16 protein-coding genes are annotated in these 19,595 nt (G+C 59.3%); 12 read left to right on the top strand and 4 right to left on the bottom strand.

What is annotated here, in order from left to right; genetic code table 11:
- Window positions 1-17 precede the first annotated feature (17 nt).
- From SMC3_RS05080 to SMC3_RS05030, 10 genes are all read left to right on the top strand, one after another.
- Window positions 18-1,535: a xylose ABC transporter ATP-binding protein gene (locus SMC3_RS05080; protein ID WP_119087693.1), complete on the top strand. Its 1,518-nt coding sequence runs from the start codon at window positions 18-20 to the stop codon at window positions 1,533-1,535.
- 71 nt (window positions 1,536-1,606) lie between these two features.
- On the top strand, window positions 1,607-2,749 hold the full coding sequence (locus SMC3_RS05075) for a sugar ABC transporter permease (protein WP_119087804.1): 1,143 nt from the start codon (window positions 1,607-1,609) through the stop codon (window positions 2,747-2,749).
- Between the two features lie 55 nt (window positions 2,750-2,804).
- The gene (locus tag SMC3_RS05070; RefSeq protein ID WP_165846588.1) at window positions 2,805-3,752 is read left to right on the top strand and encodes a carbohydrate kinase family protein; all 948 of its coding nucleotides are present in this window, start codon (window positions 2,805-2,807) and stop codon (window positions 3,750-3,752) included.
- Window positions 3,753-4,332: 580 nt separating this feature from the next.
- Window positions 4,333-5,811, top strand: a complete 1,479-nt coding sequence (gene xylB / locus SMC3_RS05065; protein ID WP_207799180.1) for a xylulokinase — start codon at window positions 4,333-4,335, stop codon at window positions 5,809-5,811.
- A 1-nt stretch (window position 5,812) separates the two neighbouring features.
- Complete coding sequence (locus tag SMC3_RS05060; RefSeq protein ID WP_119087691.1) at window positions 5,813-6,997, top strand: Gfo/Idh/MocA family protein; 1,185 nt, start codon at window positions 5,813-5,815, stop codon at window positions 6,995-6,997.
- 12 nt (window positions 6,998-7,009) lie between these two features.
- Window positions 7,010-7,999, top strand: coding sequence for a sugar phosphate isomerase/epimerase family protein (locus SMC3_RS05055; RefSeq protein ID WP_119087690.1), 990 nt, complete (start codon window positions 7,010-7,012; stop codon window positions 7,997-7,999).
- 10 nt (window positions 8,000-8,009) lie between these two features.
- Complete coding sequence (locus SMC3_RS05050; protein ID WP_119087689.1) at window positions 8,010-9,527, top strand: sugar ABC transporter ATP-binding protein; 1,518 nt, start codon at window positions 8,010-8,012, stop codon at window positions 9,525-9,527.
- Window positions 9,517-10,491 carry an ABC transporter permease gene (locus SMC3_RS05045; RefSeq protein WP_119087688.1) on the top strand — a complete coding sequence of 325 codons (975 nt, stop codon included), beginning with the start codon at window positions 9,517-9,519 and terminating at the stop codon, window positions 10,489-10,491. Before SMC3_RS05050 ends, SMC3_RS05045 begins: the two co-directional genes overlap by 11 nt.
- A gap of 150 nt (window positions 10,492-10,641) precedes the next feature.
- Complete coding sequence (locus tag SMC3_RS05040) at window positions 10,642-11,703, top strand: substrate-binding domain-containing protein (RefSeq protein ID WP_119087687.1); 1,062 nt, start codon at window positions 10,642-10,644, stop codon at window positions 11,701-11,703.
- A gap of 314 nt (window positions 11,704-12,017) precedes the next feature.
- Window positions 12,018-12,863 carry an alpha/beta hydrolase gene (locus SMC3_RS05030; RefSeq protein ID WP_165848231.1) on the top strand — a complete coding sequence of 282 codons (846 nt, stop codon included), beginning with the start codon at window positions 12,018-12,020 and terminating at the stop codon, window positions 12,861-12,863.
- Between the two features lie 125 nt (window positions 12,864-12,988).
- Here SMC3_RS05030 and SMC3_RS05025 read toward each other — a convergent pair whose 3' ends face one another.
- From SMC3_RS05025 to SMC3_RS05015, 3 genes are read right to left on the bottom strand one after another with little or no spacing between them, the layout of a single operon-like run.
- Window positions 12,989-13,774 carry a toast rack family protein gene (locus SMC3_RS05025; protein ID WP_119087684.1) on the bottom strand — a complete coding sequence of 262 codons (786 nt, stop codon included), beginning with the start codon at window positions 13,772-13,774 and terminating at the stop codon, window positions 12,989-12,991.
- 50 nt (window positions 13,775-13,824) lie between these two features.
- Window positions 13,825-14,247: a PAS domain-containing protein gene (locus SMC3_RS05020; protein ID WP_119087683.1), complete on the bottom strand. Its 423-nt coding sequence runs from the start codon at window positions 14,245-14,247 to the stop codon at window positions 13,825-13,827.
- Window positions 14,244-15,245 (bottom strand): DUF438 domain-containing protein, encoded by a 1,002-nt coding sequence (locus tag SMC3_RS05015; protein ID WP_165846587.1) that lies wholly within the window; start codon window positions 15,243-15,245, stop codon window positions 14,244-14,246. Before SMC3_RS05015 ends, SMC3_RS05020 begins: the two co-directional genes overlap by 4 nt.
- A 129-nt stretch (window positions 15,246-15,374) precedes the next feature.
- Between SMC3_RS05015 and SMC3_RS05010 the strand changes: the two genes are divergently transcribed.
- Window positions 15,375-17,885 (top strand): DEAD/DEAH box helicase, encoded by a 2,511-nt coding sequence (locus SMC3_RS05010; protein WP_165846586.1) that lies wholly within the window; start codon window positions 15,375-15,377, stop codon window positions 17,883-17,885.
- 69 nt (window positions 17,886-17,954) lie between these two features.
- Window positions 17,955-18,320, top strand: a complete 366-nt coding sequence (locus SMC3_RS05005) for a P-II family nitrogen regulator (protein WP_119087680.1) — start codon at window positions 17,955-17,957, stop codon at window positions 18,318-18,320.
- Window positions 18,321-18,350: 30 nt separating this feature from the next.
- On the opposite strand, the gene SMC3_RS05000 is transcribed toward SMC3_RS05005, so the two are convergent.
- A complete protein-coding gene (locus tag SMC3_RS05000; RefSeq protein ID WP_119087679.1) occupies window positions 18,351-19,322 on the bottom strand; it encodes a hypothetical protein in 972 nt (323 codons plus the stop codon).
- Window positions 19,323-19,595 lie beyond the last annotated feature (273 nt).

Genomic DNA, 19,595 nt, shown 5'->3' with positions numbered 1-19,595 from the left:
TATGGAAGGTGGAAGGGATGGATGACTTCATTCTTGAAATGAACCATATCACCAAGGAATTCCCAGGCGTCAAGGCACTCAATGACGTCAGCTTCAACGTGAAGCGAGGGGAAATCCATGCACTGGTTGGGGAAAACGGTGCCGGCAAGTCCACGCTGATGAAGGTTCTGGCAGGGGTGTATCCTTTCGGGTCATACACTGGTGCGATGATGTTCAATGGGGCGGAGCTGCAATTTACTGGAACGCGGGACAGCGAGAAGGCTGGCATTGCTATCATCTTCCAGGAACTTGCCCTTGTGAAACAGATGAGCATCCGAGAGAATATCTATCTCGGGAGTGAGTTTCAGAAGAACGGCATTATCGATTGGGACGCAACGTTTGTTGCAGCAAGCAAGGTGCTGCACGAAGTTCATCTGAATCGTAACCCGCTTACCAAGATCATCGACCTCGGCGTTGGAGAGCAGCAGCTGGTAGAGATTGCGAAAGCCGTGTCCAAGAACGCGAGCTTGCTCATTCTCGATGAGCCGACGGCAGCGCTCACAGAAACCGAGACCGAGACTCTCATGCAGATACTCCGTGACCTTCGGGCAAAGGGAGTGTCCTGTATCTATATTTCACACAAGATCTCGGAGGTTGCTCAGATCGCCGATCGCGTTACCATCCTGCGAGATGGCAGAACTATCGCGACCGATGATGTGAAGAACATGTCCGAGGAGCGTATGATCAACTTGATGGTGGGACGCGAGATCACCCAGCGCTTTCCGCGTGTCGAGCATACGCCCGGAGAAACGGTCCTCGAGGTCAGGGATTGGACGGTCTATGACAAGGACCTTCCGACGCGCAAGGTCATCGACGGCGTCAGCTTCAATATTCGCAAGGGCGAGATTCTGGGCATCGCGGGCCTCATGGGCGCTGGACGTACCGAACTGGCCATGTCGATTTTTGGCAGTTACGGTGTTGGACGGACCGGTGAACTCCTATTGAACGGCAAGAAGATGGTTGCGAATAGTCCCAGTGCTTGTATTGAGAAGGGTGTGGCCTATCTGTCCGAGGACCGCAAACGATACGGGTTTATCGCCATGATGGATTTGTGCGGCAACATAACGCTTGCCAGCATGGCGAAGCTGTGGAAGAACGGCGTTATCGACGGCAACGAAGAGATCCGGCGCACCGAGCAATACGTCGGGGACCTGTCCATCAAGACGCCCTCTGTGGAACAGAAAGTGGGCAATCTGTCTGGTGGCAATCAGCAGAAAGTCGTCGTGGGGAAGTGGCTGATGACACACCCCAAGGTCCTCTTTCTCGATGAGCCGACGCGCGGTATCGACGTCGGCGCCAAGATCGAGATCTACAACATCATGAACCAGCTCGTGGAACAGGGCGTGTGTATCGTCATGATTTCATCTGAGCTGCCCGAGATTCTTGGCATCAGTGACCGCATTCTGGTCATGCACATGGGTCGACTGGTTGGAGACCTCTCCTGGAAGGAAGCCACGCAGGAGAAGGTCATGTACTTGGCAACGGGAGGTAAGTAACCATGGAGAACGTGAACTCCAAGACGGTCACACAGCCGCAGAACTCACCGGGAGGCAACTGGCGTAACTGGATGCGTGTCAACGTACGGCAGTACACGATGATCCTTGCGCTACTGCTCGTGTGGAGCATCTTTACTGTGTTGACGAAGGGCATCTTCATAAGCACGAGGAACCTGTCGAACTTGTTCCTGCAGTCGGCCACCGTTGCCATTGTCGCGTGTACAATGGTGCTGGTCATGGTTGCAGGCCACATCGACCTGTCGGTGGGATCCGCGGTTGGTTTCACCGGCGCCGTGGTCGCTACCCTTATCACCAAGGCGAGTTGGCCGACGCTGCTTGCCGTCCCAGTGACGCTGCTCCTTGGTTTAGTCATCGGATTATTCCAAGGGTACTGGGTGGCGTATGTCGGCGTCCCGGCATTTATTGTTACGCTGGCCGGGATGCTCATCATGCGTGGCGGGCTCCTGGGTGTGACCGGCGGCAACACTATCAGTCCCAACAGTGAGTTGTTCCGTCAGTTTGGCCAGGGGTATCTCCCTCAATTATTCATCAAGGTTGCCGGTTTCAACGATTTCAGCGCTCTCATTGGTATCCTTGCTATTATCCTGTACAACATCTCGGCGCTGCGCAGCCGCAGAGGGCGTATCAAACACGGATTTGCGGTTTCATCCCCGCGCAGGCAGATGTTGATACAAGTGAGCATGTCTGTCATCATCGCGCTGGTCTTTTCCATTATGGTTTTCTATCACGGCATCCCGTATGCCATTCTCATCGTCATGGCGATGGTTCTCATCTTCAGTTTCGTCTCACAGAATATGACGTTTGGGCGGTATGTATACGCCATCGGCGGCAACAAGGACGCCGCACGACTTTCGGGCATCAACGTCAAGAAGACGAACTTCCTGATTTTCGTGCTTCAGGGACTCGCGGTCGCTATCGCCGGTATTGTCTATACCTCCAGACTAAATGCGGCAACGGGTGGGGCAGGAACGGGCATGGAACTGGATGTCATCGCGGCCTGCATCATTGGCGGCACCTCGACGATGGGTGGTGAGGGTACGGTGTTCGGTGCCATCATCGGTGCTCTGGTCATGGCGTCGCTGGACAACGGCATGAGCCTGATGAACTTGGGCGTCGTTTACCAATATGTTGTGAAGGGAGCTGTGCTGCTGATCGCTGTGGCGGTCGACGTCAGTACGCGTAAGAAGCAATAGTTGATTGGGCAGGCAGGTCGTCTCCTCTGACCTGCCTGCCCATCAGGAGTGTGTCGTGAGCAGCAGCAAGGTCGTGGTCCTGGGTATTGTGTGTGCCGATGTCATTGCGAGACCGGTGGACGGCATGCCCGAACGCGGACTGATGGTGCCCATTGACCAGCTGGAACTGCACACGGGTGGGTGTGCTGCCAACGTAGGTATCGACCTTTCCCGACTTGGCGTAGTGTGCAGCATCCTGGGGAAGATCGGTCGCGACGGTTTTGGCGATTTTGTCCTGCACACACTGGAACAGGAGGGGGTGGACGTCAGTGGTCTGCGATGTGCAGGCGGTATACAGACGTCGGCTACGGTTGTCCTGGTCGCGCCCGATGGCGAGCGCTCGTTTCTCCATTGTCTTGGTGCCAATGCCATGTTTGTTTCTGAAGACGTGGACATGGAGCTGGTGCGGTCGGCTGACATCCTGGTCGTAGCCGGGTCTCTCCTTATGCCGAAGCTGGACGGAGAACCGACGGCGGAGGTCCTCAGAGGTGCCAGGGAAAGTGGGGCGGTGACCCTGCTCGATACGGCGTGGGACGCGTCAGGAAGATGGATGAAGTCAATCGAGACATGTCTGCCGTTCTGTGACTATTTTCTGCCAAGCGAGGCCGAGGCCGCTATGCTGAGCGGTGTCACTGAGCCGGAGGCGATGGCAGCGTCGTTTGTCGCTCGTGGCGCACGGAACGTCATCATCAAGCTAGGTGACAAGGGCTGTCTTCTGCGGACAGAGGATGGTGTGATAGAGCATGTTGCCGCTCCTGTCGTTTCAGCCGTCGACACGACTGGCGCAGGCGATGCGTTTGTCGCTGGGTTCACGGCGGGCCTCGTGCACGGGTGGAATGCCTCTCGGTGCGCCCAGCTTGCCGTGACGGTCGGGGCCATGTGTGTTACGGCTACAGGGGCTTCGAGTGGTGTTCGGTCGTTCGCCGAGACGGTTCAGGTAATGGAACGGGAAGAGCTGATGTAGACAGGCCTGCGGGAGTGGACCGTTCACCGGGTATGTCGGTGAATCCACAGGATTTCCCGGCAGCCTCCTTTACAAGTGGCGCAACTGTCGCAGTTGCGCCACCCTCTCGTGCTTCAGATGCCCCCGGTTAGACCGACGACAGCCGGTCTCCTCCCGCCGGGGGCATTCGTATTGTCAGGGGCATTTCACATCGGTATGGACAACCTTTGCGCTGGACGGGGAGCTGACTCTCAGTATGTCCAGAACACAGGAGGAACTCGAGACTCTGGTGATCAGGGCAACTGTCGGCTCTACACCATAGAATGACATGAGTGTGACGGGCGCTGACGGACCACAATGAGACAGGAGGAATCCGCAACATGGCCTGGATTCATCTCCTATATGGGACGAGTGGCTGGCCATCTTGACAAGTGTGAGACTATGTATAGCATTGGTAATGAAAAATTAGAAACTAGGATGCTACCATGGGCAAACGACAGGTCCCAGAACTCGTACGAGAGGCGGAGTCCGCGGGTATGTGGACATTCGCCGGCGTGGTGAGTTCACAGCGTGGCGAGCCCGACTCAGGGAGGCTGGTACCGTGAAAGTATGTTTCGTAGGGATCGATATTGGGACCATGTCCGTGAAGGGCCTCCTCACAGACAGCCTCGGAACTATCGTCGCCCAGGCTAGCGCCCCTCTGCGTCTTGCAACGCCGCGTCCAGGCTGGGTGGAGCAGAGCCCGGAGCTGTGGTGGGCGTCCACGGTGTCCGTGCTCGATCAGTTGACTATTGACCGCAACTGTCAGATCATGGGAATATCGGTCAGCGGGCAAATGCACAGCTTGGTTCCGTTGGATGCGCAGGGAGACGTTGTGCGCCCTGCTATCCTGTGGTCGGACCAGCGGACGGCGGCTGAAGCCACGGAACTCACGGAACGATACGGCGGCGAAGAAGCAGTCATAGAAAGCCTTGGAAACCCGATCCTTTCTGGGTTCACCGCCCCGAAGATCCTGTGGCTCCGCCATAATGAGCCCGAGCAGTTTGCGCGTGTCGCCCGGGTCTGCCTTCCCAAGGACTACATCGCGTGGCGGTTGACCGGCATCCTGTGCACGGACCCGTCAGACGCATCAGGGACGTCCCTGTACAGTGTTCCAAAGAACGTATGGGACGAGCAAGCCTGCAAGCTCCTCGGGATCGACGTGTCGATGCTTCCTGAGGTGCGCCCGTCCGGTGCTATTGTCGGCTCTGTATCATGTCCAGATCTTCCGCGTCTTACGGGCGTTCCCGTCATCGTGGGGGGAGCTGACAACGCTGCGTCTGCCTACGGGTGCGGCGTGGAGGCCCCGGGTGACACTATGATAAGCCTTGGGAACAGTGGGACAGTCGTCGCGGTCAGCGGCAACAGCACTCCGGACCAGAGCGGGCGCGTACACCTGTTCCAGCACGTGCTCTCCGGCAGCACCTATCACATGGCGGTCATTTTATCGGCCACGAACTCGCTGGACTGGTACCGCGAACGATTCGCTGGCAGGATGTCCTTCGGACGTGTCGAGGAGCTCGTGAACAGCAGCCCGGTAGGCTCCAACGGCGTCATCTTCCTTCCATACCTGAACGGGGAGCGCACGCCCCATCGTGACTCGGATGCTCGTGGGGTCCTCTTTGGGCTCAGCTCGTTTCATGGGCAGGGCGACGTCTTGCGTGCCATCCACGAGGGTGTAGTATTTGCTCTGCGGGAAGGTGCCGAATGCATTCGGGACCTGGGCACGCCGATGAGCAGTGTGCGCATCGTAGGCGGAGGATCGCGTTCACACACGTGGTGCCAGATGCTGGCGGACAACCTTGGCGTCGACATCTGGAGTCCTCTCGTGGACGAAGGAGCAGCCTATGGCTCCGCACGGCTGGCAGCGAAAGCGGTCGGCTCGGACACACGCGCCTGGGTCAAACTGACCGAGAGCTACCGGCCAGATCCGTGGAGAGGCCAGCAGTATACACAGTGGTATGAGGAATATCGTCAGCTGTACCGATCGGTGAAAGACCAGTACAAGCGCATATCGACTCTTCTGGAAAGGGGGAAGTGACATGATCGAAGGCAAGTTGAACGATACAGGGGCCAGCCTCCTGTATGGGCAGGTAGGCGGAGGACCAGGATCTTTCATCGGCCCAGTGCATCGCGCCGCTATCGCAATGAACAATCAGGCGAAGCTGGTTGCCGGGAGTTTTTCTGACCTCCCATCGGAGACGGTCCAGGTCGCGAAGGAGCTTGGTATCGACGCTGACCGCGCATATGCTGATTTCCATGAAATGGCCGTCGAGGAGGGAGCACGCACGGAGGGCAGGATTGACTTCGTCATCGTCACTGTCCCCAACCACATCCACTTTTCGGTGGCCAAGGCATTCCTCGAACAGGGCATCAACGTTGTCTGTGAGAAGCCGATGGCATTCACGGAGGAAGAGGCGAAGGAACTGGTCGCACTTGCCTTTTCGCACAAGGTCGAGTTCATGGTGACCTATACCTACACTGGCTACCCCATGGTGCGCGAAGCCCGCAACCTCGTCAGAACCGGGGCTCTCGGGACGCTCCGCGTCGTGGCTGCAGAATACCCGCAGGACTGGCTGGCCGACCCCATCGAACGTGCAGGTACCAACCGTCAGGCCGTCTGGCGGACGGACCCGAAGTATGCCGGTGTGTCTTGCTGTGTTGGTGACATCGGCACGCACATCGAGAACCTGGTGCACTTCATTACAGGATTGGAGATCGACAAGCTGGCAGCCAGCCTCGAGACGTTCGTTGAGGGGCGTCCGCTCGACGACAACGCGTATATACTCCTGAAGTACAAGGGTGGAGCGTCGGGGAACTACTGGTCGTCGCAGGTAGCCATCGGCAAAGAGAATGGTCTCCGTATCCGCGTGTACGGGACGGATGGCGCCATCGAGTGGGAGCAGGAAAACCCCAACGTTCTCCGCTTCCAGAAGAAAGGAGGTCCTCTGCAGCTGTTGACGCGTGGCAGCGGATACCTCTCGGCTGCCGCTGGACACGTTACACGCCTCCCTGCCGGTCACCCGGAAGGGTACTTCGAGGCGTTTGCAAACCTGTACAGGAACTTCTGCAACGTGCTTATGGCCAGGAAGCAGGACCGCACCCCGGACGCGTTGGACGTCTTCCCGACCGTCGTCGACGGTGCCCGCGGGACCAAGTTCGTGTTTGATTGTGTGAAGAGCAGCAAGGAAGGCGCGGCATGGGTCGACGCCTCCTTCGACATCTAACGGAGGCAATGTATGAGACCAGTGACGATGTTTACCGGGCAGTGGGCGGATATGCCCTTCGACACACTGTGCAGCAAGATGTCCTCATGGGGATACGACGGTCTTGAAATCGCCTGCTGGGGTGAACACCTGAACATCGACAAGGCGGTCGAGAGCGACGCGTACGTTCGCAGCCTCAAAGACACGATGGAGAAGAACCACCTCCAGTGCCATGCCATCGGCAATCACCTTGCCGGCCAGCTTGTCTGCTCACGGAACGACGAGCGGTTTGATGTGTTTGCTCCTGCAGAGCTGCATGGTCAGCCTGAGAAGATGCGGGCATGGGCCATCGACCAGATGAAGAAGGCTGCAGTTGTCGCACGTTTGCTTGGCGCCTCTGTCGTGACGGGGTTCACCGGTTCCTCGATCTGGGAGGGCTGGTACTCGTTTCCGCCGGTGTCCGACGAGTGGATCGAAGCAGGATATGCGCAGTTTGCAGACCTCTGGAACCCGATCCTCGACGTCTATGAACAGAACGGCATCAAGTTCGCGCTCGAGGTCCACCCCACTGAGATTGCGTTCGACTATTGGACGACCGTGCGCACCCTCGATGCTATCAGGCATCGGCCCTCGTTCGGTATCAACTTCGATCCGAGCCACCTGTACTGGCAGGGCATCGCGCCGGAGCAGTTCATCTATGATTTCAAGGACCGCATCTATCACGTTCACATGAAGGACGCGATGCTGAACCCTGGCCCTCGTGGGGGCCTCCTTGGCTCGCACATCACCTTCGGCGACATGCGTCGCGGATGGAACTTCGTTTCACTCGGTCGTGGTGGTGTCAACTTCGAGCGTATCATCCGCGCCCTCAACGACATCGGGTATGAAGGTCCGCTGTCGGTCGAGTGGGAAGACTCAGGCATGGAACGTGAGGCGGGCGCTCAGGAAGCACTGGCGTTCGTGCGCAGGATGGACTTCAAGAAGTCTGGTGTCGCCTTTGACAAGGCGATGTCCAACAACTAGCGGAGGTACTGTGAACGAGGTCCTGATCAGCGCAAAAGGGATCTGCAAGGACTACTCGGGCGTCCGCGTGCTCGACCACGTCGACGTCGACGGTGTCCCGGGGCAGGTTCACGGGATCATCGGGGAAAATGGAGCCGGCAAGAGTACGCTCATGAACATCCTGGCTGGCTTTGCACAGCCGACAGAGGGCAGCGTCGTGTTCCAGGGGAAACCGGTCGTCATTGCGGGACCCATCGCTGCCAAGGAGATGGGCATTTCCATGATCCATCAGGAGTTGAACCTGATACCGGACCTCACCGTGTACGAGAACATTTTCCTGGGCAAGGAACTGGTCCGCGCGGGCGGCCTGCTGGACAAGAAGGCGATGATCGTGGAGACCAGATCACTGCTGGCAAAGGTTGGTGAGAGCAGCACAGACCCGAGGGCGTCAATAGCAAGTTTGTCTGTCGCGAAGAAACAGATGGTCGAGATCGCCAAGGCGCTCTCCAACGACTCGAAGGTCCTGATCATGGACGAGCCGACGGCAGTCCTGACCGACAACGAGATCGAGATCCTGTTTGCAAGCATCCGTCAGCTCAAGGAGAAGGGCGTTACCATCTTCTACATCAGCCATCGTCTCAAGGAAGTGAAGCAGATCTGTGATACTGTGACGGTTCTTCGGGACGGTCGCCGCATCTCGACAAACAACGCCTGCGACGTCGCGGAAGAGGACATGGCCCGCCTGATGGTTGGTCGGGAGCTCCAGGAGCTGTATCCTGCAAAGGCGGTCCCTGGGGAGGATGTCGTGCTGGACGTCCAGAATCTGTCCATACCCGGCGTTATCCAGGATGTCTCCTTCCAGCTGCGCAAAGGCGAAATCCTGGGATTTTCGGGCCTTGTCGGCTCCGGCCGTACAGAGCTCATGGAAGCATTGGTGGGATTGCGCCACAAAACTCCCGGGTGCAGCATCACGGTCATGGGCAAGCAGGTCGGGTTGAATCAGTATGACGAGGCGATCCGACATCACATCGTGTACCTTCCCGAGGACCGCAAGCGCACTGGCCTCATCGTCGACATGAATATCACCGAGAACATCACGATCGTGTCGCTGGGCAAGTACTGTCACCCATTTGTGGACAGGAAGGCCGAGGGCAGAACGGCGGCAAAGTACGTTCAGGCGTTCGACATCCGGTGCAAGTCCATCACGGAGCTCGTGCGCTACCTGTCGGGCGGCAACCAGCAGAAGGTCGCGCTGGCCAAAGCCATGGAGGTCGAGCCCGAGATCGTGATCCTCGACGAGCCGACACGCGGCATCGACATCAACACGAAGCAGATGATCTACCGATTCATCAACGACCTCGCCAGGCAGGGCAAGTCCTGCATTGTCATCTCCTCCGAGCTTCCCGAAATCGTTGGCATGTGCGATCACGTTGCTGTCATGCGTGGTGGCCAGCTAGCCGGATTCGTCCAGGGGAAGGACGTCAACGAGGAAGACATCATGTTCCTGGCAACAGGTCTCAAGAAAGGAGTCCCCGCCCATGCCTGCTAAGGTTTCACTCAAGGACCGCATCAGCAATTTCAACATCGAGAAGTACGGGCCGTTTGTGGCTCTGACCGTCCTGCTGCTGATCATGCTCGTCCTCCAGCCGGAGTTCTTCAAGATCAACAACGTCGTGAACGTGCTCAAACAGGTGTCCTACATGGGCTGTATCGCCGTGGGCATGACGTTTGTCATCATCACTGGCGGCATCGACCTCTCTGTAGGCTCGATGGCGGCGATGACCGGAGGCCTCATGCTGGTGACCACGAACCACTTCAAGGGTTCCGTACCGTCTATCATCCTGGCCCTCGTCGCCGGATGCGCTCTGGCAGTTGCCTGTGGATGGGCTGTCGGTACCCTGACCACCAAAGGACGCATCGCACCATTCATTGTGACCCTTGGCACCGGAGCCATTTACCGCTCCGTCGTCCTCCAGGCGGCGAATGGAGGCGAGTTCCGGGGCGCGACCGACACCTACCCGGTCATCGGGCAAGGCTCGTTCCTGGGGATCCCATATGCCATCTTCGTCTTCCTTGTCTTCGCCGTCGTCTGTCACATTATCCTCAACAACACCCGCCTTGGCCGCTACATGTATGCGGTCGGCTCCAACGAGGACGTGGCGCGCTACTCGGCCATCAAGACGGACCGCATCAAGATCATCGCGTACATGATCCTCGGGTTTGGTGTGTTTCTCATGGCGCTGATGTTTAGCTCGCGCATCAACGCCGTCAGCAGCTCCAACTTCGGTGCGGGGCTCGAACTCGACGCCATTGCCGCGGTCGTCATTGGCGGCACGAGCATGAAGGGTGGCCGAGGGTGGATCTGGGGGACGGTTATCGGAGTCATCATTCTCGGCGTCGTCAGCAGCATGCTTAACTGGCTGAACGTCTCCGCATATCTGCAGGGCGCCGTCAAGGGCCTGGTCATTATTGCAGCCGTCCTCGTCCAGCGCGGACGAGGCGAGACGAAGTAGAACCGCAGGGCGTGACGACCTGCTGCAGCGCAAGGGGGTGAGCCGAAGAGCACGTAACGTCATAGTAGCAATAGGTTATATTGGGTAGTCTGAAACAGCGAACCAAGAGGCAGTACGACCATACAACGAGAGAAGAGAGGAGAATCAGACATGTTTAAAAAACAGATTTCCATGCTGCTTGTTGTTCTGCTTGTAGCGGTTTTCGCATTTACCGGCTGCAAGTCCACCGCAGTCACACCTCCTGTCACCACCACGCCGCCTGTTACCACGACCCCCGTCGTGACAACTGATCCGACTATCCCGACCGACACGACTCCCAAGGTTATCGGCGTCTCTGTTCCATCCGCCGACCACGGCTGGACAGGTGGCATTGTATATTACGCCCAGAAGGCTATCGCTGACTGGAAGATAAAGGATCCCAACACCACGTTCAAGCTTGTCCTTGCCGACACAGCTCAGAAGCAGGTTTCTGATGTTGAGGACCTGATGGCACAAGGCATCGACGGCCTCGTCATTCTGCCCTACGATTCCGCCACGCTAACCCCCGTCGTCGGCGAGGTCAAGAAAGCCGGCAAGTACGTCGTGGTCATCGACCGTGGCGTCCTTCCACCCGTGTTCGCCGACGTGTACGTCGCCGGCGACAACTATGCATTCGGCAAGCAGTCCGCCGAGTTCATGGTCAAGAAGCTGAACGGCAAGGGCAACATCCTCATCATGGAAGGCATTCCCTGCCAGGTCAACACCGACCGCGTCACCGGCTTCAAGGATGTCCTGAAGAACTATCCAAACATCAAGATCCTTGCTGATCAGCCTGCCAATTGGTCTCAAGCCACGGGTCTCACCCTCATGGAGAACTGGCTGCAGCAGTTCAAGACGATCAACGCAGTCTGGGCCGGCGATGACGACGTCGCGTTAGGCGCTATCCAGGCCATCAAGGAAGCTAAGCGTGAGACCGAGATGTTCATCGTGCCGGGTGCCGGCATGAAGGATATCATCAAGATGGTCATGGACGGTTCCGACTTCGTTCCGTGCGACGTTACCTATCCAGTTTCCATGGCTGGCACGGCCGTTACTCTTGCCGTCTACGGCGTCCGCAACATGCCCGTTCCTGGCTTCTACCAGTCCACGGTCCCGGCCAAGGTCATCCTGTCGGCCGACCTGATCACGAAGGACAACGCAGCCAAGTACTACGTTCCGGATTCCATCTACTAGAACCTGATACTTACGTTCTCTGCGCTGCTGCCCGGACGGGGGTCCTGTCCGGGCAGTGCCGTTACGGGTCCAGCGACTGCAGCGGTGGTGCTGACTGGTGGGTCGCCAGCGCCGGTACCGATGAGACGTGGAGAATAAACACGGGGGATGCATTGCTTCTCACGACCGACCATCAAGGAGCCACGAGAAGTGTGAGGCTGTTCAATCAGGACAATGCCCCCGTCCATGTTCTGCTGGCAACCATATGGTATGAGTAAGTTCCCCGGTGGACCTTATACTGTCATGAGCAGTGACACGGAGTCTGGGAGGCAATGATGCACAGTGAGGAGTTCCAGTATCGCAGCAAGGATAACCTGAACCTGTACGCTCGCGTGTGGACGCCCGAAGGAGACGTGCGCGGCGTGGTCGCTCTGGTGCACGGCCTGGGCGAGTATGGGGGCCGGTACGTTGATATTGGTCACAGCTTTGTGGACCGCGGGTACGCGTTTGTGGCAGGGGACCTGCGGGGACATGGCATGTCCGAGGGCAGGCGGGCGTTCGCCGCACGACTCGACGACTTCATGGACGACCTGGACCAGTACTGTGACGAGGTCAGGGCGCGCTTCCCTGGCAAGCCGCTGTTCTTGTACGGCTTCAGCATGGGTTCGACCCTTAGTGCCGCATACCTTGTCCGCAGACATCCACGGCTGGCGGGCGCCATGCTGTGCAGCGGCGGCTTTGTGATGCCGGAGGCGTCAGCGGCCGCCATGGGCAAGGTCAAAGCACTGCGGCACCTTGTGCCAACGATGGCTGTCAACAATGGTATGGGTGCCACGCGAGACAAGGTCTGCCATGACGTCACCGTGCTGGACGCATATGACGCCGACCCGCTGGTGTACAAGAAGATCACCGTCGGATTGGTCGCAGTCATCGGGGAAGCCAATGCGGAGGCACTTGCGCGCGCCGGGGAGATCCAGGCCCCCCTGCTGGTGATGCACGGCGAAGACGATGTCATTGCACTGCCCGAAGGGTCGAAGCGTCTTGCCGCAGGCGTCTCTGGTGACGTGACACTGAAGCTGTGGCCGGGACTGTATCACTTCATCCACCATGAGCCGGACGGGGCAAAGGAGCGCGTGCTGGCCTTCGCGGCCGACTGGCTGGACGCGCACATCAAAAGCTAGCGCTCGACGCAGCGAGTCACGTAAGCGCCAGAAAGAAGAATCGCCCCCGCTCAGGCGGGGGCGATTGCTGTCTCGATGCAGAGGCCATATCTCTGGGGACTAGTTATGCCCAGGAGGAAGCAATGTCAGCCTACGGTGTCCAGTGTCACTTCACCGACGCCGACCTGAATGTCGATGTCGAGTGCCGGCGTCGCGCCGGGAGCGTAGTTGGTGTAGTTGTGGCCATCCTGCACGAAGCCTCGCACATTGACGCCGCCAATGGCCTTGTCTATGTGGATGCGGGTCGGCGTGGTTCGTGGTATGTGCATCTGCAGTGCTCCGACGCCGCTATGGACACTGCCGTGCGCCGGTGCAGTCGGCGAGCCCCTGATCTCGAGGTCGAGCCGCCCCGCTCCTGTCTGCAGGTCGAAGTGCTCGAGCCTGGACGCGAGGATGATGGCGCGACCCTGGCCGGCACCGGTCCGCATGTGCAACTGCTGGACGGGGACGGTACTCAGATCGATGTCGGTCGTTCCCGCCCCGGACTCCAGGTCAATGGTCACGGGGACGTCGTTCGCACAGCGCAGATGCCAATCGCAGCGAATATGCGACGTTGGAATGATCATATGGTCCAGTTGCTGCGTGATGCTGACCTCACACGTGTTGCCATTCATGCGGTACACGAACTCGGGGTCCAGTTCCGGCTGGCTGCTGGTGAAGTCGGCATCCATGAGTCCGGTAGCCCCGCCCTGCAGCGACAGCCCGCCCGCCCCCATGCGCACGTGCAGGTCCGTGTGTCGCGTGTCTTCCCTCGGAATACTGCGGTACTCCGTGCGAACTCCTCCCGTCTTGGAACTCCCGAACGCCCCCTGTCTCCACAGAACAGCCGCAAGCACGGCGAGTCCTCCAACCACGACAACCTGCCCAATCATGAGTACACCTCCATATGTAACGTGTAACGTATCAGTAGTCCGAGTCTGGTTCAGACGCCCGGTTCGCCCTCGAGTTTTTTTTCGCCCTGAAGGGAACGGATCTCGGTGCAGTCCTGGGAGACCTCGAGGGTCCCCTGGTAGGCGCCGTCCTTGCCGTAGATGGCGAAATATCGGATGTAGATGAACTTGCCGCCTAGTTCCAGCCAGAAATCAGCCGTAGAGCGCTTTTTCGCACGGAAGTCGTCCAGGATCCGCTGAACCTTGTCGACGCTCTGGGGAGGGTGACAGCGCTGTACCCTGCGCCCGATGTCCAGTCGTGTGCGTGGGAAGATGCGCCCCGCGGCAGGCAAATTGAAGTAGGTCACCTCATCGTCCGCGTTCACGAACGAGACGTCGACGGGCAGCGTATCAAACAGCGCAAACAGGATGTCGAGGTCCATACCCTCGAACAGGTCGAGACTGGTATCGCTCATCGGTTTTCCTCTCCTGGGAGTGCGAAGAACCCCAGTTCCTGGGATTCCTGCTGAAGGTCCTGCCAGTCCTTTTCGGACAGCAGGTCAAGTGCTACGTTGTACAGAATCTCCTGTTCTTTCTTTGCGTGCTGGACGAAGGTCTCCAGCCACTGCTGAAACGCTCCCGCCAGCACCTGTGCGAACTGCGCGTATGACATGGCATCGGGCGTCTCCCGAATCGTTTTGTCGATGATGTCGCGCGTCGCCTTCATGCGGTTGTGTTCAGCCCACATGATAGCAGGAGGTTCTTCGACGCCGTACCGTTCCAGCAGGGGGAACAGCGTGTTCTCCTGCCGGGCGTCATGGCTCTGGGCCTCGTGCAGATGCTGCATCAGGGCACGCAGCTCGGCGAGGGTGCTCTCCGCCGCTACGTATCCGTCCAGTGCGCTGAGTGTCCTGGCCAGGGTGAATCCCTGCTCGAGCCAGTCGATGATGGCATCCTGTTCGCGGATAAAGAGCTTCAGCGGATGGCCGTCCGGCACCACGGTGCGTGAACTTGCCAGCTGGTCGCGGAAGACGTCCATGTGGACGTCACATGCTTCCATGAGCTGGTCAGTGGAGAATCCCTCACGTGCCAGCTCCGCCTCAGCTGTCGCGATGAGAAGTGGGTCCGCTTTGGCGATCAACTCCTTGAACTGCGCCTTGCACGTGACAGGGTCTTCGCCTGCGTACAGTTTCCGGAGGACGGCCTTGAGGTCCTCCTTGATCTTTGCCGGAGCTTCTCCCGATGTCGCTGGTGCGGTCCCCTCGGTGTCACTGCGGACTATGGCCGCTTCCAGCTCTTCTACGGTCCAGCCGGCACGTTCCGCGACCTTCCGAAGATCGGTGCGAGGGGCCATGAGACCGATGACGACCGGGTTACCGAGGAGCTTCAGTTGTGGATTGATCGATGCGAGATAAGCCGCCGCCCGCGGGTGTTCGGTCAGGACAACGGAGAGTTTTGTCGTCGGTTTGTACATGAGGCTACCTCCCATACGGAACGCTGCATGTCAGGGAACTCCTGTGTGTCATGTTTTAAGTATACAGGAAACCCCGCGGCGGTATAATGAATACTCGCGTGGCACAACACCGCGATGACAGGAGCCCGCATGAACGAAGAACTGGCAGTCCATATCGCGGCGTTCGCTGCTGCAATCGAGGACGAAGTCACCGCCGAGAAGGCCTCCGAGCGGACGCATCGTCACGCCCTCGTTGAGGGCACACTGGTGTCGGACACCGGCGACGAGAACTTCCTCTATTTCTTCAGTACCCCGTATGAGGTCAACCTGCCAGAGGAGTCCATGATCCAGCTCGAGGTGGACGGCCGGGTGGTGCAGGGAGTATACGCGGGTGGAGACCGGGACTTGGTGTCGATTGCCTCCAGCGAGTTCCTTGGGGCCCAGGTGCGCGCGGCCACCATGATTGCCACGCCATGGGACCTGCTGTTGAAGCTGGAAGACAGGCTGAACGCGCTCAAGGACGAAGACGATTGCGGCCGGGCCCTTGCCCTGCTGAGTCCTCCCGCTCCCGGGGACAGTCTGCCCGAGCTGAACGGCGCTTTTGTGGACAACCGGTGGCTGGATCCATCGCAGCGGGACGCACTACAGAAGGTCGCCGAGCGCGATGTCAGCTTCATCTGGGGTCCTCCGGGCACCGGCAAGACGCGGACCGTCGCTTATCTCGTGCGCGAACTCATCGAGCGCCACAAGAGTGTCCTGCTGCTGGCACACAGCAACGCGGCAGTCGACGTTGCGACGCTTGCCGTGGTGAACGCCTGCCGGGGGACACCGTACCTTGCCCAGGGTGCCATGATCCGGTATGGCATCATCACCAGGCGTGACCTCCTGCTCGAGTCCGACATCAACCCGCTCAACATCCTTGCCAGGCGCAATGTTGACGCAGAGCGCTTTGTTGGTCTTCAGTCCAGACGCCGTGACCTGCTGGAACACGCGAAGCGAGAGGAGCTGTTCGACACCGCCGAGTTTGAGACGGTGAGGGGTGACATGGGCAAACTGCGCCACCGTGTCGACAAGGAACTGAAGAAGCTGGTCACCGAGACGCCGGTCGTCGCGACGACGCTGACAAAGCTGGCCTTGTCGGACGAGCTGATGGAGCGCTCGTTCGATGTCGTCATCATCGACGAGGCGAGCATGTCACTGGTGCCGTACGATGTCCTGGCCGCTGCGAGGGCGCAGGGCAAGATCGTCTTCGCGGGAGACTTCATGCAGCTGCCTCCGATTGCCTCAGGTACCACGCCCGCCGTGCGTGAGTGGCTCCAGCGGGACATCTACCAGGTACGGGGCATCACGCAGGCAGTGCGCGCGGGTCAGGACGTGCCCGACATGGCAATGCTGCACACGCAGTACCGCATGCACCCGACCATCCGTTCGGCTGTGAGCAGGCTGTTCTACCAGAACCGGCTGGACGACGGCGAGCGCATCATCGTCCGCACCAGTTCCATTGCGCGCCTGGCTCCGTTCGAGGGACAGGCCATGGCGGCCGTGGACACGTCGCTCCTGCAAACACGGTGCTACCGCGAGATCAAGGGGTACTCCCGTCTCAACCTGGTGGAGGCGGTCACGGTGATGACGATCGCCGCCGGCATGCTCTCCCGCTACCCGGACATCAGCATCGGGGTGGTGACGCCTTATGCCGTCCAGGCGCGCCTGCTGGGGACCTTGGCGCGCGAACTGGCCCTGGACCGGGAACGGCTGACGATCTCAACGGTTCACCGCTACCAGGGGTCTGAGGTGGACGTCGTCATCTTCTCGCTGACCGACGGAGAACCACAGTGGTCCATGTCGACACTGACACGGGGCAATCTGGAGGACTGGGACGTCGACCCGGCTCCTCGCCTGTTGAACGTGGCGCTCAGCCGTGCACGTGGCAAGTTCATCCTGGTGGGTGACCTCGATTTCGTGCACGACCGTGGGGCCCAGGATTCGGTCCTGAGGCATATTGTCAACATCATCGAGCAGGAGGGGGCCGTGCGGCGCATCGACCCGAGGGCTCTCAGCGATGTCCGGGATTGGTTGCCCAATCGCGTCGTGGATGGTCAGCGCATCGTCGTGGGGGAACGTGCCCGACACCAGGGCTGGTTGCTCGAACAGGCCCGTAGCGCGCGCCACACGGTGACCGTGGGTGTGCCGCAGGGCGCCCACGTCTCGCCTCTCATGGCACGCCTGCTGGCGTCGGTCTCGCCGGACTGCCGCCTGCACTACGCCGACCATGACGGCCTGCGAGCAGCCGCGCGTCACTTCGGCGCGTCCGAGCCGTATCCCGGCGAAGGAGTCCTCGAGAGTTTCATCCAGATCGGTTCCCATCCGCTGGTGCTGGAGGGGACTCTGGAACGTGGGGCGCGTTCGGCATACCTGGCTCTCGACCTGCCTGCGACCAACTGGTTCTTCCTCAAGAATGCGGGGTTCGTGCCCGAGTCTTTGCTTGGGCGCAACCCGGAGGCCGCGAAGGGCAAGGGGCACAGACGCCGCGGACTCGGGGACGACGTGACGGCGCAGGACATTGTATCCGCGTCTGCAGCCCATTGCAGTGTAACGCCCGCGCAGCCGGAAGAGACACCGCTGCCGCTCGCCGATGGGGAGCTCCTGGACCCCCGTCCATAGTGCGGCAGTTGACAGAAGGTCGCCCTCCGCCACACTGATACCGAAGATACATGTTTTTCGGAGGTGCCAATGTTCCTGCTGGTTGCTGTGCTGAACAGTGATGCACATGTGCGCAAGGTACTGGAGGGCTTTACTGCCATTGATGTCGGTGGCGCAACTGTCATCGACAGCAGAGGCATGGGTCAGATGCTTGCGGCCGACATTCCGATCGTGGCCGGTATTGCTCGCCTGCTTGGTGGTTCGCCGGTGCAGGAGAGCAGTAGAACGATCTTCTCGGTCATCAGCAACACGGAAGCGCTGGAGCGCGCCAAGAAGGTCGTACTGGACGCAGTCGGGGACATGACCCAGAAGGGCGTCGGCATCATGTTCGTCGTCCCCGTCGCCGAGGCATACGGACTGATCGAGCCGGAACCGTTACCCTCGGACATCCCCTAGCCGGACTTCGCTTCCGACCAGAATCGCTTGTTAGCTGGCCGGACGGATGCCAATGACCTGCCGCAGGGACTCGAACTGGGGTAGAATCATGAAATTGCTGGTGGCCTCAGTGAGCGACGGCGTTTCTTCGAAGTCGGCCCGGGTCTGGAGGACAACGTCGAGAATGCGCGAACGCAAGAGGTGACACGCCTCTTCGATGCGCTTTCGTTCACCTTCCCCTCCCTCGGCACAGAATACCTCTATCTCGAGCCGCTCCACGAATTCGACGACCGGATCGTCTGCTGATGCCGATTCGTCGGAAGCCTGGATGAGTGTCGCCAATGGGATGACGTGGTCTACGAGGACGTAGTAGCCAAGTTGAAGAAGTCCTGCCACCGTCAGCCGTGGCCGTATGCCCGCGAATCTGTCCCCGTAGCTGGTTGCCAGCTCGCGTTCATAACGAGTGATGTTGGCGGCCATCAGGTCGACTGCCTGCTGAGCTGTCAGGACCTGCTCGTCGGTCGAACCGGCTGCACCCTCTTCCTGAAGGTCAGTATCAGGAGCCGTGCATTCAAGCGCAGAACCTGTGCGTTCGTGGTACAGGTCGATGAGCGTCCGCAGGACGGCGTGCGCGAAGAACCCGTTCTCATCGACGAGATGGCTGGCTGCGGCTCCAGATGCCGCTGATCTTCTGGTTACTTCGGCGTCGACGGCCTTACGGTCCGGACCATCCTGTGATGTGAACCAGAGGGCAACGTCCGGGTAGGCTGCCAGAAACCATGTCGGGAAGCCGATGGGATGCTGCATCGACAAAGCCATTTTGGCCGCCGATGGGGTCGGCTGGACTCCACTCTCTTCGGCCGCCTGTTCCATCAGGGCACCCACGTTGGCCAAATAAACGGACGGAGCAATGCTGTCGGGTATGAAGAACTCGCGGGCGTAGTGCTCGAACTGTTCAGCCTGCTGATCCTCTTTTGGCAGACCTGCGATGCTGTTTTCCCAGATGCGTGTGTTGATGTTCATGACAGGCCTCCCAGTGGACGAGCACGGTCATGCGCTCCATGACTATAAGTTCATGCTACTGCCCCCGTGCGGATTTGTCAATCATGTCCAGCACGTCGCACTGGCATACCGTTCCCCACCTCATGATGGCGCTTCATTTCAGTGTGTTGCTATACTGCATGAAGGCGCGGTACAAGCGTTGACTGTCCGGCCGATTTGGAGGTACTGATGGAAGAACTCAACAGGGCACCCGTAGAAATCAGGGGCCTGGACGATATCCTGAAGATCGTTGTG

The sequence above is a fragment of the Candidatus Cryosericum hinesii genome (assembly GCF_003570985.1).
Lineage (GTDB): Bacteria > Caldisericota > Caldisericia > Cryosericales > Cryosericaceae > Cryosericum > Cryosericum hinesii.
The sequence above is the reverse complement of the archived record's forward strand: the minus strand, read 5'-3'. Positions and strand labels throughout refer to the sequence as shown.

Excerpts from the sequence above, each read along its gene's own strand:
- SMC3_RS05080 (WP_119087693.1), top strand. The coding sequence starts at position 18 with ATGGATGACTTCATTCTTGAAATGAACCATATCACCAAGGAATTCCCA.
- SMC3_RS05075 (WP_119087804.1), top strand. The coding sequence starts at position 1,607 with ATGCGTGTCAACGTACGGCAGTACACGATGATCCTTGCGCTACTGCTC.
- SMC3_RS05060 (WP_119087691.1), top strand. The coding sequence starts at position 5,813 with ATGATCGAAGGCAAGTTGAACGATACAGGGGCCAGCCTCCTGTATGGG.
- SMC3_RS05055 (WP_119087690.1), top strand. The coding sequence starts at position 7,010 with ATGAGACCAGTGACGATGTTTACCGGGCAGTGGGCGGATATGCCCTTC.
- SMC3_RS05045 (WP_119087688.1), top strand. The coding sequence starts at position 9,517 with ATGCCTGCTAAGGTTTCACTCAAGGACCGCATCAGCAATTTCAACATC.
- SMC3_RS05040 (WP_119087687.1), top strand. The coding sequence starts at position 10,642 with ATGTTTAAAAAACAGATTTCCATGCTGCTTGTTGTTCTGCTTGTAGCG.
- SMC3_RS05030 (WP_165848231.1), top strand. The coding sequence starts at position 12,018 with ATGCACAGTGAGGAGTTCCAGTATCGCAGCAAGGATAACCTGAACCTG.
- SMC3_RS05025 (WP_119087684.1), bottom strand. The coding sequence starts at position 13,774 with ATGATTGGGCAGGTTGTCGTGGTTGGAGGACTCGCCGTGCTTGCGGCT.
- SMC3_RS05020 (WP_119087683.1), bottom strand. The coding sequence starts at position 14,247 with ATGAGCGATACCAGTCTCGACCTGTTCGAGGGTATGGACCTCGACATC.
- SMC3_RS05015 (WP_165846587.1), bottom strand. The coding sequence starts at position 15,245 with ATGTACAAACCGACGACAAAACTCTCCGTTGTCCTGACCGAACACCCG.
- SMC3_RS05010 (WP_165846586.1), top strand. The coding sequence starts at position 15,375 with ATGAACGAAGAACTGGCAGTCCATATCGCGGCGTTCGCTGCTGCAATC.
- SMC3_RS05005 (WP_119087680.1), top strand. The coding sequence starts at position 17,955 with ATGTTCCTGCTGGTTGCTGTGCTGAACAGTGATGCACATGTGCGCAAG.
- SMC3_RS05000 (WP_119087679.1), bottom strand. The coding sequence starts at position 19,322 with ATGAACATCAACACACGCATCTGGGAAAACAGCATCGCAGGTCTGCCA.